Annotated in this window: 15 protein-coding genes and 1 pseudogene; 13 read left to right on the top strand and 3 right to left on the bottom strand. The window is 63.6% G+C overall.

Annotation, left to right across the window (positions count from 1 at the left end):
* Positions 1–471 (top strand): annotated as a pseudogene (locus CH290_RS24520) (HNH endonuclease signature motif containing protein); the annotation flags it as partial.
* Positions 472–598: 127 nt separating this feature from the next.
* Positions 599–862 (top strand): PLDc N-terminal domain-containing protein, encoded by a 264-nt coding sequence (locus tag CH290_RS31190; protein WP_080748714.1) that lies wholly within the window; start codon positions 599–601, stop codon positions 860–862.
* A 563-nt stretch (positions 863–1,425) separates the two neighbouring features.
* Here the strand turns inward: CH290_RS31190 and CH290_RS24505 are convergent.
* On the bottom strand, positions 1,426–1,668 hold the full coding sequence (locus CH290_RS24505) for a hypothetical protein (protein WP_230620979.1): 243 nt from the start codon (positions 1,666–1,668) through the stop codon (positions 1,426–1,428).
* Between the two features lie 262 nt (positions 1,669–1,930).
* Between CH290_RS24505 and CH290_RS24500 the strand changes: the two genes are divergently transcribed.
* Positions 1,931–3,505, top strand: coding sequence for an alpha/beta hydrolase (locus CH290_RS24500; protein ID WP_033189262.1), 1,575 nt, complete (start codon positions 1,931–1,933; stop codon positions 3,503–3,505).
* Positions 3,506–3,516: 11 nt separating this feature from the next.
* Entirely contained in the window at positions 3,517–4,221 is a 705-nt protein-coding gene (locus CH290_RS24495) for a helix-turn-helix domain-containing protein (RefSeq protein WP_019667558.1), read from the top strand.
* A gap of 194 nt (positions 4,222–4,415) precedes the next feature.
* Here CH290_RS24495 and CH290_RS24490 read toward each other — a convergent pair whose 3' ends face one another.
* Entirely contained in the window at positions 4,416–5,045 is a 630-nt protein-coding gene (locus CH290_RS24490) for a TetR/AcrR family transcriptional regulator (protein ID WP_033189263.1), read from the bottom strand.
* 60 nt (positions 5,046–5,105) lie between these two features.
* Positions 5,106–5,897, bottom strand: coding sequence for an esterase/lipase family protein (locus tag CH290_RS24485; protein WP_094620604.1), 792 nt, complete (start codon positions 5,895–5,897; stop codon positions 5,106–5,108).
* A 139-nt stretch (positions 5,898–6,036) separates the two neighbouring features.
* On the opposite strand from CH290_RS24485, the gene CH290_RS24480 reads away from it, so the two are divergent.
* Genes CH290_RS24480 through CH290_RS24440 form a run of 9 tightly spaced genes read left to right on the top strand, consistent with a single transcriptional unit; the run spans position 6,037 to position 16,420 of the window.
* Positions 6,037–7,887: a multicopper oxidase domain-containing protein gene (locus CH290_RS24480; protein ID WP_033189554.1), complete on the top strand. Its 1,851-nt coding sequence runs from the start codon at positions 6,037–6,039 to the stop codon at positions 7,885–7,887.
* Entirely contained in the window at positions 7,884–8,669 is a 786-nt protein-coding gene (locus CH290_RS24475; RefSeq protein WP_033189265.1) for an MlaE family ABC transporter permease, read from the top strand. The genes CH290_RS24480 and CH290_RS24475 overlap by 4 nt, the downstream gene beginning before the upstream one ends.
* 18 nt (positions 8,670–8,687) lie before the next feature.
* On the top strand, positions 8,688–9,518 hold the full coding sequence (locus CH290_RS24470; protein ID WP_020111844.1) for an MlaE family ABC transporter permease: 831 nt from the start codon (positions 8,688–8,690) through the stop codon (positions 9,516–9,518).
* Position 9,519: 1 nt separating this feature from the next.
* Entirely contained in the window at positions 9,520–10,725 is a 1,206-nt protein-coding gene (locus CH290_RS24465; RefSeq protein ID WP_033189266.1) for an MCE family protein, read from the top strand.
* On the top strand, positions 10,722–11,744 hold the full coding sequence (locus CH290_RS24460; RefSeq protein ID WP_033189267.1) for an MCE family protein: 1,023 nt from the start codon (positions 10,722–10,724) through the stop codon (positions 11,742–11,744). Before CH290_RS24465 ends, CH290_RS24460 begins: the two co-directional genes overlap by 4 nt.
* Complete coding sequence (locus CH290_RS24455) at positions 11,741–12,796, top strand: MCE family protein (RefSeq protein WP_230620980.1); 1,056 nt, start codon at positions 11,741–11,743, stop codon at positions 12,794–12,796. Before CH290_RS24460 ends, CH290_RS24455 begins: the two co-directional genes overlap by 4 nt.
* Positions 12,793–14,019 carry an MCE family protein gene (locus CH290_RS24450; protein ID WP_033189269.1) on the top strand — a complete coding sequence of 409 codons (1,227 nt, stop codon included), beginning with the start codon at positions 12,793–12,795 and terminating at the stop codon, positions 14,017–14,019. Before CH290_RS24455 ends, CH290_RS24450 begins: the two co-directional genes overlap by 4 nt.
* Entirely contained in the window at positions 14,016–15,122 is a 1,107-nt protein-coding gene (locus CH290_RS24445; protein WP_033189270.1) for an MCE family protein, read from the top strand. The genes CH290_RS24450 and CH290_RS24445 overlap by 4 nt, the downstream gene beginning before the upstream one ends.
* Positions 15,119–16,420 carry an MCE family protein gene (locus CH290_RS24440; RefSeq protein ID WP_020111838.1) on the top strand — a complete coding sequence of 434 codons (1,302 nt, stop codon included), beginning with the start codon at positions 15,119–15,121 and terminating at the stop codon, positions 16,418–16,420. The genes CH290_RS24445 and CH290_RS24440 overlap by 4 nt, the downstream gene beginning before the upstream one ends.
* Positions 16,421–16,425: the final 5 nt, after the last annotated feature.

Below are 16,425 nucleotides of genomic sequence, written 5' to 3'. Positions count from 1 at the left end.
TTGTGCGACGTCCCCTCCACCGACTGCGAACTCGACCACATCGTCCCCTACGACCACCACACCCCCCACCGCGGCGGATGGACCATCGAGACCAACCTCCACCCCGTCTGCACCGCCCACCACAAACACAAAACCGCCAACGCAGCCACCGTCGCCTACCTCGCCGGCGGCATCATCCTCTGGACCCACACCACCGGCATCCGCACCCTCACCTTCCCCGAACTCGGATGCCCCACCACCGCACGCACCCGCCGACACCGACACCGACGACCCCTCCCCGAACCCGACACCACCACACCCACCTGGTGGGAACAACACATGCCCCCCACCACACCCGAACCCACCACCGCCGACCTCCGACACGCACCCACCGACACCGCCCGCACCCGAATCCGACTCCTCCGCCGAAAACTACGACAACACAACACCATCCAACACCTCCGCGAACGAAAGAAACCACCACCCTTCTGACGTCCGAGGACGTTAGGGTGACCTGCGGAAGGCCGCCACATTCAATTGACGTCGCAGGAGGACATCAACCGTTGGGGGCTGCGAGCACGGGACGCGATGGACCGCCGGCTGACGTTGCCGACACTGTGTGCGAACGGGGCTCGTGCGACTAAAGTGTCGGGATGTAAGGAGCGCAGACATCAACCCCACATTGCCCCTCGGCATCGATTTACTCTGGGCTGCAATTGTGTTGGCGTGCTTGTCGTTGACCATCGTTGCGTGGGTGTCCATCCTGAGTACGCATCATTCCCGAAAGGGCAGCGCGTTCTGGTGGTGCCTACTCACACTGGCAATTCCCGTGTTCGGCCCTCTGGTCTGGTTCTGGGCGCGCACCCGCCTGGCTCGGCGGTGAACTCGTAGTCCAGCAGTCAGTGGCCCGCGCTGTACATGTAGAGCTGCGCACTTTCATCGTCCTGCGTCAGCACAATGGTCATCGAATCCATGCCGCCGGAGGCGGGATACCGTGTGGACAGAGCTCCAGACCGGCATTCGAATCCCACGGAAGACCACTTTCCAGGGGGCACCGTCCCGCACCCGACCGGCTCCATCGGGGGAAAATTCGGATTCGCCGCCGCTACGGTCGATGCATCACCGAACGCCGCGTCCGCCTCGTATCGAGCAGACCACGCGGGCGCACCGACGAACTCCCAGAACACGAATGCCTCTGCGAATTCGAATCCCCTCGGAACAGTGAATCCATCTGCTTCCAGATAGTTTCTAATTTGATCCTCATCGACCGCCAGCTGCTCACCGGGCTCAGGAGAAGCACAGGAGGCCAGCGCTAGGCATGCAAGAGACAGCACGACGCACATCCGCCATCTCAACCGCATGAAAACCCATTCCTTCTCCGACGCCTGCGCGCACGTTCGGTAGTTGACTGCGCACGCTTCGGCGAAGCAATGACGCGTTGATTATTCAACCCGCCGGGGCGCGGTACTGCATTCGAGGATTCGTCCGAGGGGTATCGCAGTCGAATGACTCGAGAATCCCCGCGCTGGTAATGATCGCGTAGGTCTCGATGTCCATTCCGAGATCGGCATCGAACGCCGGGACTGTTGCGGACAGTGCAACGATCAACCCATGGTGGCGAAGCGGTGAATGCAGGAACACATCGATCTGCCACCCCTCCGGCACCTGAAGGACAGTCCAAGCCGTCACGACGGGATCGTTCCCGGACACAAGGTCCCGGAGCACTAGTTGTCCGAAGTCGAGAGCGAATCGTCGTTCATTCGTGTGGTTGGGCATTGTCCGATTCACTAGAGGAGAAGGCGAGCAGCAACCCGTACGACGTTGAATGCTAGGTGCCGGACCATTTGTTTGCCTACTCTTCGAGACCGATCACTTGAGCCTGTTCCGAGAACACAGTGTCGGATGGACCGCGGTGTCGTTTTCGCACCGCCGTCGACGATGAGGACAATTGATGCTTGGAACGAAACAACAACGTGCAGTGAAAGCTGCGGGATCGGTGGCTCTGGCAGTGGCAGTGCTCGTTGCATGCACATCGAATACGAGACCCGAAGGGAAGCAGGTCGCAGACGACGCTGCGCTGGATCGCTTCTACCAGCAGCAGTTGGCCTGGGGCGCCTGCGGAACCGACTACGCGAGCACCGACGAGGAGACCAAGGCCATGGACATCGTTCCCGGGCTCGAGTGTGCGCGTCTCGAGGTGCCACTCGACTACGACGACTCAGAGAACGATATCGCCGAGATCGCGGTATCGCGCGTGCCGTCCCGAGGTGACGGACCCCGTACGCCGCTGGTGATCAATCCAGGCGGGCCGGGCGGGTCAGGCGTCGTCGGGGCTATCTTGACCGCCTTAGGGCTTGTCGAAAGCCCAATCACCGAGAATTTCGATATCGTCGGATTCGATCCGCGCGGTGTCGGTGCCTCACAACCGGCCGTGGATTGCTACAGCGACGAAGAAGCGGATGCAGGTACTGTTCCGCTCGGATCGCTGGGTACGACAGTAGAATTCACCAGCGATGACACGCAAGCGATCATGGACAAGTGCGCCGAGAGGTCGGGCGGTGTCGATGCCCTCGCGCACGTCGGGACCCGAGACACGGCGCGGGACATGGATGTTCTGCGAGCAGCACTCGGCCAGGACAAGTTGACCTACTTCGGTCAGAGTTATGGCACAAGATTGGGAGCGGTATACGCGGAACAATTTCCCGACCGCGTGCGCGCACTGCTGTTCGACGCAGCTGTCGATCCTCGCCTCGACGGCCACGAAGCAGTGCTCAGTAGTTACGGAGGGTTTCAACAAGCGTTCGACGGCTTGGCCACCGAATGTGCGGCCCGTTTCGAGTGCCCCCTGGGTAACGATCCAGCACGGGCGACCCTGAGGTTTCAGGAGCTCGTAAGGCCACTGCGCACCGAGCCTGTTCCTGCTCTGGACACGACGTTGAGCTTCGACGATGCAATCGGAAGCGTCATCTCGGGGCTCTACGCGCCGGATACGTGGCCGATTATCGTCGACGGTCTCGCAGAACTCGCCCGAGGGCGGGGCGACGGTCTGATGCAGCTGCTCTACACTTTCGGGGGTCGCAGCGCAGCGGGCCAGTGGACCAACTTCACGGAAGCGAACTACGCGATCAACTGCATGGATCTCGATCGTCTGACGCCAACTCGAAGCGCCGAACTACGACGCCGGACGTACGACCTGGCGCCGTTCATGGATCCCGGTGTCGATGTCGCCGACGGTGCCCGCGATGCGTGTGAGCACTGGCCCGCGGAGCCGACGCTCGGCTTTCCGTACGCGCAGGACGTCGACGGTCTACCCCCCACCCTGGTCGTATCCACGACGCGCGACCCCTCGACCCCGCACTCCGGTGGCGTCAGCCTCGCCGATTCACTGGGAAGTTCTCTGCTCACCGTCGAGGGCGGCGCGCATGGCATCGTCGGGCAGGGCACGAATGCGTGTGTCGATGGCATAGTGTCCGATTACCTGATCAACCTGCAGGTACCCGATGAGGATGCGCGCTGCATCACGTGAGGAGGGTCGATATGGCTTGGAGTACACGTGAACTCGCGGAGCTCGCAAGCACGACCGTCAACACCATCCGTCACTACCACCGCCTGGGTTTGCTCTCGGAACCCGAGCGGTCGAGCAACGGATACAAGCAATACCGCGCTGGGCACCTCGTGCGTGTTCTTCGGATCCGACGCTACCGAGAGCTCGGTGTTCCCCTCACACAGATCGATTCGATCGATGGGCCCGACAGCGCGCTCCAGACTCTCGACGAAGAATTGGTGGCCGCCATCGAGCAATTACAGCGCGCTCGCGAACGACTGGCGGCCACCCTGAGTGAGGGTGCTAAGTCCGACGTTCCCGCCGGATTCGGTTCTGTCGCCGACCGATTGCCTGCTCCGGACCGAGCCCTGCTGACGATAGTGGCGCAGTACTTCGACGACGATGCGTTGGACGACATTCGCGCAATGATCGAAGTCGCACAGACCGATGTGGACCGCGAATACGAGCAACTACCGGAAAGCTCGAGCGACAGCGTCCGCCAGGATCTCGCCGAGAGAATGGCGGTGCTACTCGGCCGGCACCTGGAGGACTACCCCTGGCTCCTCAACCGAGAGTCACACATCACCGCTGCACCGGACGTAGTGGACAGCGCCGTTTATCCATCGGTTGCAGATCTCTACCGTCCCGCACAACTCGACGTGCTCGTGCGGGTCGTCCACCTCACCCATGACCGGTGAGCCCATGCCCCGGTCGACGACGCGCTCCACCTTGATCACTTGGGCACCGAAATCCGCGAGCATGCGCGGCTGTGGGCCCGGCGATGTAGTTACCCAGCTCCAGAACTCGAAAACCATCCATTGGCAGCGTATTCGAGTCGTCAGGCGAATATTCTCCGAGCAGAGGTGCCTCCGTCGAGTGGGATGAGCCGGTTTCAGTGCCGTGTGAGCAGCTCGAACATTGCATGTACTTCCGCAGCTGTCGGGGTGGGCAGGGAGCCCCGAGCGTGAACGAAGCCGATGCCCGAGTACACGAGAATGCCTGCCCGGAGCCGCGCTTCGTCCGGGTCGAATTCGAGATCGAGCAAGGAGCGCTGTACGACCTCGAAGATTCGATTGTCCAGTTCGCGCACGGCGTCGGCGATCTTGCCGTAGTTGCGAGCCCAATCCCGGACGGCCGACTCCACTGCCCACGTGCGTTGGTCGATCAACAGTTCGGCCATGATCTGCAAGCGCTGTTCGACCTCGACGGTCTCGAGCCCCTTCAATCCGCGCACCGTGTCGTTCTGGGTGTCGCACCACTTGTCCGCGATCGCTTCCATCAGCTTGTCTATGTCGGCGAAATGCCAGTAGAAGCTCCCTTTGGTGACCTCGAGGCGTTCGCACAGCTTGGTGATCTTCACACCGGACACGCCGTCGGTCGCCATCAGTTCGAACGAGGCGTCGATCCAGTCGTCGACCGACAGGCGTGTTGTCCGACGCGTCGGCTTGGTCCCGGTCTTTGCACCCGCTGCCTTCTTTGCGGGTGCACGGCGCGTTGAAGCCGACCTGGGTGTGCCTGCCATCAGAGTGAACTCCTCGCTGTCGGGGCGGCGTACGCCCTTCGATCGTACGATCCGGCGCCGTCATCCGGCGGTGAGGCCGCCGAGGGCCAACCGACGTACGAGTGGACCGTTCGTCATGTGCAGGTGATCGGTCCGGTCCGCCGGGTCCACATCCTGGACGACGAGATTCTCGCTGCCGGGCACTGCGGCCACGAGCGGATCGGTCATGAGCCCGTCCGACAGCGAGATCACGTTGACGTACCGCACTCCCGGCGACACCCATCCAGTACGAGCAGCGTCGTGCATGTAGCCGGAATCGGCGACGATCTGACCGCATGCGGCACAGATCGGTTCGAGCAGAGGCTTCTCCAGGGCGGCGAGAGCGTCGTAGATCCCGATGCTCCGATTGAACGCAGCCAGACTGCCGAGCCCGGCGAGATCGGTCCCGTTCCACAGCGGCCCCACCGTTACCAGTGCGCGGACGTCCTGCGCATCGGAATGCGCAATCCACTGCCGAGCCACCAGACCGCCTGCACCGCGGGCGAGAACCTGCACTCGCTCGGCCCCGGTTCTTTCACGGACGGAGGCGACGAATGCGCCGAACTCGAGTGCCGAGTCCTCGATGCTGGTCAGACCGGCCACCGCGAGCCCAGCCTGCTGCAACAGAACCGATGCATCCGAATTGCCGTAGGTGAACGAGAACGCACACAACCCACGCCTGTCCAGGTCGTCGAGCCACCCGTCCCACTCGCGCTCCGAGGACGCGAGATCGTGCACGAGGACGGTGGGCGTCTCGCACGCCGCCGGAGAGGCGGATGCCGTCGCAGCCTCGACGTTCAGGACTGCGGCGACAGCGATCGAGATCGCAACCATTCCACGTAGTGCTCGACAGGCGTTCTCACGCAGCCTCATTGGTCTCCGATCTGCGGATTCGTCGAAATCGACTGACCACACCATACAGTGCGGTATGGTGCGTGTCACATCATCGGACCGTGCGAAAGGCTCCTCACACATGGCGCAGGACATGACCCGCCGCACCCTGTTCCGAGCGCTGGGTGTGGGCACCGCGGCAGTGGCTCTCGGCGGCGTCAGCGCCTCCCGCGCGTTCACCTCACCCGCCGGCGACACGTTCGAGAGTCCGCTGCTGTTCCACTCGCCCGACGTGACTCCGTTCCGGGATGCGCTACCGACGCTGCCTACGGTGTCGGGATCCACTCTCTCGGTCGACGCGGTGTCTGCCATGCACAGATTTCATGCCGACATGCCCGAGGTCCCCGCCCTGGCATATCACTGCGGACCGAACGCGCGACCCGGCTACCTCGGGCCCATCATCGAAGCGCACGCCGACGATCCGCTGACCCTCCGATTCACCAACACCATGACCCTGCACCCCATGGCTCAGGACATGGACACCTCGCTGCACGGTGTGACCGAGAGTTTCCGTACCTCGACCCCGATGTCGCTGCACCTTCACGGCGGCGTGACGCCACCGGACAGCGACGGCAATCCGGAGCAGCTCACGGTCCCCGGAGGAAGCATCGTCCATCACTTCCCCAACAGGCAGGAAGCGGCAACACTCTGGTATCACGATCACGCGATGGCAATCACCCGTGTCAACGTCTACGCGGGCCTGGCCGGGATGTACTTGCTCCGAGATCGTTTCGACACCGGTCGTACCGACAATCCCCTCGGACTGCCCGCCGGTGAGTTCGAGATGCCACTGGTCATGCAGGAGAAAATCTTTCGCGAGGGCAGCCACCTGAGCATCCGATCGACTCGCATCGTGCCGGAGGGTTCGTGGGAAGGTGGAGCCGTCGGAGACGTCGGGCTCGTCAACGGCATGATCTGGCCTGAACTCACCGTTGCCCGAGGGCTGTACCGCTTTCGGATGATCAACGCCGCCTCGTACAGCGTGTGGAACCTCCACTTCGAGAACCACATGAAGTTCTGGGTCATCGGCAACGACGGCGGATTGCTCGACGCTCCCGTGCCCGTGACGTCGATCAGGGTCGCTCCAGGCGAGAGATACGACGTGCTCGTCGACTTCTCCGATTACGACGCGGGCCAGACGGTCGAATTGAGAAACGACGAGGCTCCGCCCTTCCAGGCGGCCGTCATCGGGGCAGTCACCATGCCGCTGTTCTGTCGTTTCCGTGTCGGTACTGCACGCGGATTCACCGGTGGGATACCGACGTCGCTGCGCGGCGGTCGAGGGCCTGCACCGATCGGACCCATCCAGCAGCCGACGAAGATTCGTACCGTCACCGTCAGCCAGCCCTACGCACTACGCAATCCACCGGCCATCATGTCGCTGAACAATCTTCGCTACAGCGACCCGGACATCGAAATGCCGCGACCCGGCACCGTCGAGCAGTGGAACATCGTCAACATCACGCCCGATCCACACCCGATTCACATCCACCTCGTCACCTTCCGGATCGTGGGTCGCACCCCACTGCGCACCGTCGATTACCAGATCGCGAATCCGCAGCCTGCCATCGGAATCAAATGGACCCCTGATCCGGAAGGCTTCCTCGGCGGACCGATGACCCCGCCTGCACCGTGGGAGGCCGGTTGGAAGGACACGGTGAGAGTCGACGGCGGGACGGTCACGCGCATCGTCGTACGTTTCCCGACGGCCGAGGAACTGGGTTTCGACCCCGACGCCACCTTCCCCCGACCGGCCGCTGCCGCACAGCCGAGCACCGATCACGACAACCATCACGACCCCATGCACGAGGTCCACAACGGAATCGACCATTCCGGGGAATCCGCCGGTGACCTTCAAGGCTACGTCTGGCACTGTCATCTCCTCGACCACGAGGACCACGACATGATGCTCAAGTACCGGATAGTGCCGTGACGCAGGCTCTTCGGAGCGCTGCCCGCGCTACCGTCGCTGCGACGTCCTCGGTCGGCGAGTTCTACGGCTTGGCCCTGGACACCGCAGTAGCTCTGGGCCGCAGAGGCTTTCAGTGGCGAGAATTCGTGGACCAGAGCTGGTTCATCGCTCGGGTGTCACTACTGCCCACGATCCTGATGTCCATTCCGTTCACAGTCCTGGTCGTGTTCACCCTCAACTCGTTGCTCTCCGAACTCGGGGCAAGCGACCTCAGCGGTGCGGGAGCGGGCCTGGGCGCGGTGACCCAGATCGGACCCCTGGTGACCGTCCTGGTCGTCGCGGGCGCTGCGGCGACCGCGATCGCCGCCGACCTCGGTTCACGCACCATCCGCGAGGAAGTCGCGGCGATGGAAGTTCTCGGTATCGACCCCGTTCATCGGCTCGTGGTCCCCCGCGTCGTTGCCTGCACTCTGATCGCAACATTGCTGAACGGTGCCGTCTGCACCATCGGCCTCGTCGGGGGCTTCTTCTTCTCGGTGTACCTACAGGACGTCACGCCCGGTGCGTACGTATCCGGCATCACCCTGCTCGTCGGTCTCCCGGAACTGGTCCTGTCCGAGATCAAGGCAGCCCTGTTCGGCTTGTTGGCCGCGCTGATCGCTTGCTACCGCGGATTGTCGGTCGTCGGTGGGCCGAGGAGTGTCGGCGAGGCGGTCAACGAAACCGTCGTGTTCTCCTTCGTCGCACTGTTTCTCGTCAATCTCGCACTGACATCCGTCGGCCTCGCTCTGAGTGACCGGTGACAAGCGATGGGCTTCGATATGTCGATCCGAGTGAGTAACCGTGTGCGCAGTGTCGTTCGCGGGATCGACGACGTCGGCGAGTTGGCACTGTTCTTCGGACGCGCCCTCGCGTCGACGGGCAAGGCCGCGCGCGACTACCGCGCCGAGACACTCCGTGTACTTGCCGAGATCAGTCTCGGCACAGGGGCTCTCGCGGCAGTCGGCGGAAGCATCGTCGTACTGGGATTCCTCACTCTCTTCGCCGGTGCCACCGTTGCCGTCCAGGGATTCGATTCACTGGGAAACATCGGAGTCGACGCGCTCACCGGATTCCTCGCCGCATACGTCAACGTGCGAGTCGTGGCTCCGATTACGGCAGGCGTCGGCCTTGCCGCAACGATCGGCGCCGGTACCACCGCCCAGTTGGGCGCGATGCGTATCAGCGAAGAGATCGACGCGCTCGAAGTGATGGCTATCAAATCGGTTCCGTACCTGGTCGGAACTCGTGTGCTCGCCGGCATGATCGCAGTCCTGCCCCTGTACTCCCTGTCTCTCATCACCTCCTTTCTGGCGAGCCGCATAGCCACCGTGGTCGTTCTCGGCCAATCGGGTGGCGTCTACGATCACTACTTCTCCACGTTCCTCGTCCCCTCGGACGTGCTGTGGTCCTTCCTTCAAGTGTTCGTGATGGCCACCGCGGTGATGCTGATTCACACCTACTACGGCTACACCGCATCCGGTGGGCCGGCGGGAGTCGGGACCGCAACCGGTCGCGCTGTTCGACTCTCGCTCATCACCGTCGTCATGGTCACGTTGATGATTTCACTTGCCCTCTACGGCAATTCCCGATCAGTGCACCTGGCGGGATGAGATGTCCGACGTGAACAGCACTGGACCCGGCGCACCCCGCCTGGCGGCTGTGGTTCTGGCGACCACGATCGCCGTCGCAGTCGCCGCCACCTACCTCGCCTTCACCGGTGCCGCGCAGGACGCCGTCGATCCACCGACGCGGGTGACACTGAGATCCGACCGTAGCGGTCTCGTCATGCAAGCAGGTGCCCTGGTGAAGATGCACGGGGTGGAAGTTGGGGCCGTCGACGTCGTCGATCGGGACGCAGACGGTGCCGTCGTCCAACTGCGATTGAACAGCGATGCAGCACAATCGATACCCGAGAACGTGGAAGCGAACATCGCCGCCACCACGATCTTCGGTTCGAAGTTCGTCACACTCACCGAACCGGCCGATCCGTCGACGACGCCGATTGCCTCCGGCGCTGTCATCGACTCGTCCTCGGTGACCGTGGAGGTCAACACCGTTTTCGAATCGCTCACCCAGGTTCTGTCGGCAGTGGAACCGGACAAGCTCAACGCCACCCTCACGACGTTGGCCACGGCACTCGGTGGGCGCGGCAGCGACCTGGGACGGAGCCTGGACGACACGAACGCACTCCTCGCTGCCGTCGAACCTCGAATTCCGACCCTGCAACGCGATATCGACTCCGGATCGACCGTGAGCGACACCGCCGCAGGTGCGGCACCGGATGTACTGACCGATCTGCGCAACCTGACGACCACCGGGCGCACTCTCGTCGACGAAGCCGACGCCCTCGACGCCGTCCTGCTCGGTGTCATCGGGATGGCCGATGTGGGCAACGGAGTCCTGACGGACAATGCCGGAAGAATCTCGAGTACCGTGCACGAGCTGAAGCCGACAACCGAACTGTTGGAGGAATACTCACCCCAGTTCACCTGCTTCCTGCAGGGCGCGGACCGAGCCCGGGTGGGGGCAGAGGAGGTGTCCGGCGGAAACGGACGCACCATGCTGCTCAACAGCACCGTATTGTTCGGAATCCCGCCCTACAGGCCCGAGTCGGATCTCCCCCGCGTTGCCGCGTCGGGTGGCCCGCGATGCGGCGCACTGCCCATCGTGCCCGACGACGCCGTGCCGACCCCGTACGTGGTTGCCGACACCGGATCGAACCCGTTCCGTGCGGGCAACACCGGCCCGGTTGTATCGCCGGGCTCGCTACTGGATTTTCTGCCCGGCGGGCTCGCTGCACCGGGTGGCACCCGATGAACCGCACAACGAGCACGATCAAGCTGGTCGTTTTCGTGGTCGTGATGACCGCAGTCCTCGCGTGCCTGGTCGTGGTGTTCGGACAGGTCCGGTTCGAGTCGACCACATCCTTCCGCGCCGTCTTCACCAGCGCGTCGGGTCTGCGCAGCGGTGACTTCGTACGGGTGGCAGGGGTGGAAGTAGGAAAGGTCTCGGAAGTAGCCATCGTGGACAACCACCACGCGGAGGTCGGCATCGACGTGGGGCCCGGTTACGTGGTCACCTCGTCGACCACTGCCACCGTCCGGTACCAGAATCTCGTCGGCGACCGCTATCTCGAACTGGCCGACGGCGCCGGTGAGGCCGAACCTCTGGGCGACAACTCGACGATCCCCCTCGAAAGAACCTCACCCGCTCTGGATCTGGACCAACTCATCGGAAGCTTCGAGCCCCTGTTCGATTCCGTCGATCCGTCCAAGGTCAACGATCTGACCGCCGAACTCGTCGCTGCTCTCCAGGGACAGGGCGGTTCGATCGCATCCCTGCTCGCCCACACCGCCACGTTGACCACCACACTCGCCGGTCGAGACGAGGTGATCGGACGGGTGATCACCAACCTGGACACCACGCTGACAACGTTGACCGACCAGAAGGATGTCGTGTCGACCGCACTCGATCGGGCACAGAACTTGGCAACCGGCCTCGCTGCCGACAGCGCGGCATGGGGTACCGCCCTGACGGAGATCGATTCGTCTGCGACAACCGTGGCCGACTTGCTGACCGTGGCCAGACCGCCCTTGCAGTCGACACTCGACGAACTCGATCAAACTGCTGTGCAACTGGATTCGCAGAAGGACAGCATCGGGAGCATCGTCTCGCGCCTCCCCGACACCTACGCCGCGCTCAGCCGACTCGGTGCCTACGGCAACTTCTTCAACTACTACCTCTGCGGCATCAAGCTGAAGATCGACACTCCCGACGGCGGCGGCCTCACCACGCCGCTGATCGGACAGGAGACGGGAAGGTGCGCACCACGATGAATCAGCGTGTACGCGAGCGCAACACCGTGCGGCTCGGCATAGTCGGCACCGTCCTCGCGGTACTGGTGACAGTGGTGGCGACGAACGTGTCGTCCTTGCCGATTCTGTCGGCGAGCGCTGCCTACAGCGGCGTGTTCCGAGACACCGGCGGACTCGTGACCGGAGCCGATGTCGAAGTGGCAGGAATCGTCGTCGGCGAGGTCACCGATATCGAGATCGATGCGGACACAGTGGTCATCGCATTCACCGTAGGCGGCGGGGTCGAACTCCACGACGATGCACGCCTGGCCATACCGACACAGACTGTGCTGGGCACGAAGAATCTGAGTGTCGATCCCGGTGCCGGTGGACGGCTGAGCCCAGGCTCTCGGATCGGACTGGATCACACATCGAGTCCTTACCAGTTGACCGATGCGCTGGGTGACCTTACCGACGACGTCACCGAACTCGACACCGACGGACTGACCGACGCCATGCGCGTGAGCACCGAGGTGCTCGAGCAGACCCCCGCGGATCTCGCTGCGGCAGTGGACGGAGTGGGCCGACTCTCCCAGAGCATCGCCTCGCGCGACGACTCTCTGCGGTCCTTGCTGTCAGCGGCGGAACAGGTCACCGGAGTACTCGCCACCCGGAGTGAACAGATCGGCATCCTCGTCACCGACGCGAACACCATCCTGAGCGAACTCGACCGTCGACGAGCCGTCGTGGATCGATTGTTCGACAGCGTCACCGAGCTCGCCCGGCACTTGAGTGGGCTGGTCGCGGACAACGAGGCGCAACTGGGATCGACGCTGGCATCGCTGGATTCGGTACTCGAGGTGTTGGAGCAGAACAGAGCCGATATCGGCACGGCCATCGAGAATCTGGGCCCGTACATCACTCAACTCGGCGAGGCGGTGTCGAGCGGACCGTTCTTCAACTCGTACATTCAGAACCTGATCCCTGGCCAGATCATTTCACCGTTCATCCGTGCCGCGCTCGGACTCGGCCCCGCCCCCGGTGAATCCGCCAGTGTCAACCCACTGTCCGCCATCGACGGAGCACCCCGATGACGGTCAGGCGATGGCAACTCGCGGCCATCGGGATCGGTCTGGCGATTCTGGCCGCGGTGTCCTACACCGTCGTCCCTGCACTGAACACCACGACCATCATCGCCCAGTTCCCCAGTACCACTGGACTGTACGTCGGCGACGACGTGAAAGTCATGGGTGTCGACGTCGGAACCGTCGGCTCGATCGAACCACGAGGTGACCACTCCGACGTCGAGCTACAGATCGACTCGTCCTACTCTGTGCCGGCCGACGCCCTGGCGGTCATCGTCTCGCACAGTCTTGTCGCCAGTCGCTTCGTACAGCTCACTCCGCCCTACACCGGAGGCTCGACGATGGTCGACGGGCAGCACATCCCGATGTCGCGCACCGCGGTACCGGTCGAGTGGGACCAGATCAAAGCTCAGCTGTCTCGATTGGCGGACGCGGTGGGAACCGCTGCGCCCGACGGCCGAGCACCTCTCGGAGCCCTCGTCGACGCCGCCGATACCAACCTCAGGGGGCAGGGGCAGAACCTCGGAGCGACTGTCGCTCAACTCTCGGACGCGTTGCAGACGTTGTCCGACGGTCGAACCGACTTGTTCGCCGTCGTGCGCAACCTGCAGGTGTTCGTGTCCGCACTGTCCGCTAGCGGGCAACAGATCGTGAACTTCAACGATTCGATGGCATCGATCACCGCTGTCCTGGACGACAACTCCGAGCAGATCGGCACCGCGTTGACGTCTCTGGACCTCGCCGTCGGCGATGTGCAGAGGTTCGTCGCCGACAATCGCGACGGTCTGGACGACACACTCCGCAGCCTGCAGACCGTCGTGGGCGAACTCGCCTCGCAGCGTGACGGAATCGCCCAGATCCTCCATGTGGCCCCGACCGCGTTGTCGAATCTGAACAACATCTACCAGCCCGCACACAACGCGATAGTTTCCGCGCTCGCGCCCAACAACTTCGCGAATCCGATGGACTTCATCTGCTCGGCCATCGCCGCAGCCGAGGATGTCGGTGCTCAGGAAGGAGCGAATCTGTGCGTGCAGTACCTCGGTCCCCTGCTGAAGACGCTGGCGTTCGACTACCTTCCTCTGTCCACCAACCCGATTCACGGTGTCGGCGCACTGCCGGATCAGCTGGTCTACAGCGAACCCGACCTCAAACCGGCCACCCCCGCGCCGACGCCGGCACCGTCGCCGTCGTCGCTGACGGATCTGTTGCTTCCCGGAGGTGATCGATGACGACACGACGAATCGGGCCTCGGCAGGCAGTGGTGCTCGCACTCGCGCTGCTGACGTCCGGCTGCGGCTGGCAGGGCCTCAATTCACTTCCGCTCCCCGGCACCACAGGAGAAGGGGAAGGAGCGTATTCGGTGACCATCGAGATGCCGGACGTGTCCACCATCGATCGCAATTCGCGAGTGCTCGCGTCCGACGTCACCGTGGGCCGCGTCGCGGACATCGAACTCGACGACGGCCACGCCGTCGTCACCGTTCACCTCGACCAGGGCGTCGACCTGCCGGCGAACGCCGTCGCAGCGGTCGGTCAGACCAGCCTTCTCGGATCGACGCACATCGAACTGTCGCCACCCGTTGCCCAAGCACCGACCGGCCGGCTCGCCGACGGCGATGTCATCCCACTGGATCGCGCCGGTGCGTATCCCACCACCGAGCAGACCCTGTCGTCGCTGTCGCTCGTACTGAACGGCGGTGGACTCCCCCAACTCGGCGACATCGTGAACGAACTGGATGCCGCGATCGGCGGACGACCGGAATCGGTGCGGTCCGTGATCGATCGATTGAACGCTCTCCTCGGCGGACTCGTCGAACAGCAGGCGAACATCGAGCGGACGATAGACAACCTCGATCGATTCGCCGCCGACGTCGCCGATCAGAACCAGGTGCTCGCCGACGCCGTGACCACGCTCGGCCCCGCGCTGACCGTACTGTCGAACAGCCGGCAGGACTTGACCGCCGCACTCACCTCGTTGGGCCGACTGGGTACCACGGCCGAGAAGATCGTCGACGACACCGGAGGCGATCTGGTGGCCGAGCTGCAGGAGTTGCGTCCTGTGCTTGCCTCACTGGCAGATTCCGGGACGTCCCTGACGGACGCCTTCCGTTACCTGCTCACCTACCCGTTCCCGATCGACACTTATCAGAACGCGGTACGCGGCGACTACGCCAACGGCGAGGTGACTCTCGATCTTCGGCTCGACACTCTCGACAACGCCCTGTTTCTCGGCACACCGCTCGAAGGCGCACTCGGCTCGTTCGCACCCACTCCGTCGCCGACGATTCCGTCGACCACCGACCTCCTCATCCCACCGGCAGGCAACCCATGACGTCGAAGACAACGCTCCATCGCAAGCTCTGGATCATCCTGGCCGTCGGCGTCGTCTCCACCGCCACCACGGCAACCTATTTCGCCCGCGTGCCGGAGCAGGTCGGTATCGGCCGCTATCGAGTCGCGGTCGAGCTCGCCGACGGCGCCGGCCTCTACACCGGTGCGAACGTCACCTATCGCGGTTCCGAGATAGGACGGGTCGTCGAGCTCACAACCCTCGGTACCGGCGCGCGAGCGGTGGTGTCCCTGGAATCCGATGTCGACGTTCCCGCAGACACGACGGCCGAGGTGCACTCGATGTCCGCAATCGGAGAGCAGTACATCGACATGGTGCCGAGCTCCGACGAGGGCCCGTACCTGTCCGACGGCGCGGTGATCTCGAAGGACCGAACCTCCGTTCCCGAGCAGGTGGGCCCGACGATCGATCTCCTGCAGTCTGCGCTGGCATCCATCGGCTCGGACAACCTACGCAGCGTGCTCGACGAAAGCGCTGCCGCACTGGGAAACAACGGAGCAAACGTATCCCAGCTACTCGATTCGCTTCGAACTCTCACCGCCGACGCGAACGCCGACACATCGTCGATCATCGCGCTCATCGACGAAGCCGACCCCGTCCTGGCAGCAACCGCCGCGAGCAGTGAGTCGATCAAGGCCTGGGCAGCGTCGCTCACCGGAGTCACGGGGACGCTCCGCGACCACGATGGGTCGGTGCGCGCCCTCGTGGACAAGGGCACGCCGATGGCAACGGAGGTGACCGCCCTGTTTCAACAGTTGCAGCCGACCCTTCCACTTCTGCTGGAGAACCTGACCACCGTGGAACAGGTTGCGGCGGTGTACAATCCTTCGATCGAGCAGATTCTGGTGCTGTACCCGCCGCTCATCGCAGCGACCCAGGGAACGGGGATGCTGAATTCCCAGTCGGGAGAGCCCGGTCAGAACACCTTCTTCGCCGCCCAGGTGAACGACCCGCCTCCGTGCACCACCGGATTCCTGCCTGCGTCCGAACGCCGATCACCCACCGAGGTAGATACGATTCCGACCCCGAAGGGCCTGTACTGCAAGATCGATCCAGCCGACCCCACCGCGGTCCGCGGCGCGCGAAACCTCCCGTGTATGGAGTTCCCGGGACGACGCGCAGCCACGGTGGAACTGTGTCGAGACCCGGTGGCGTCCACCGGAGACTACGACCCGACCGACGGTTCCTACATCGCCGGGGACGGACGCCGGTATGTCGACGGTGGACTCGACGCCCTGCCCGAGACACTGGACGGGCTGCTCGTCCCGGACGGAGAATGACCGCC

Source organism: Rhodococcus sp. 06-156-4 (assembly GCF_002259345.1).
In the GTDB taxonomy this organism is placed as follows: Bacteria; Actinomycetota; Actinomycetes; order Mycobacteriales; family Mycobacteriaceae; genus Rhodococcoides; species Rhodococcoides fascians_E.
Note: the sequence above shows the minus strand (reverse complement) of the source record. Positions and strands in the feature narration are given on the sequence as shown.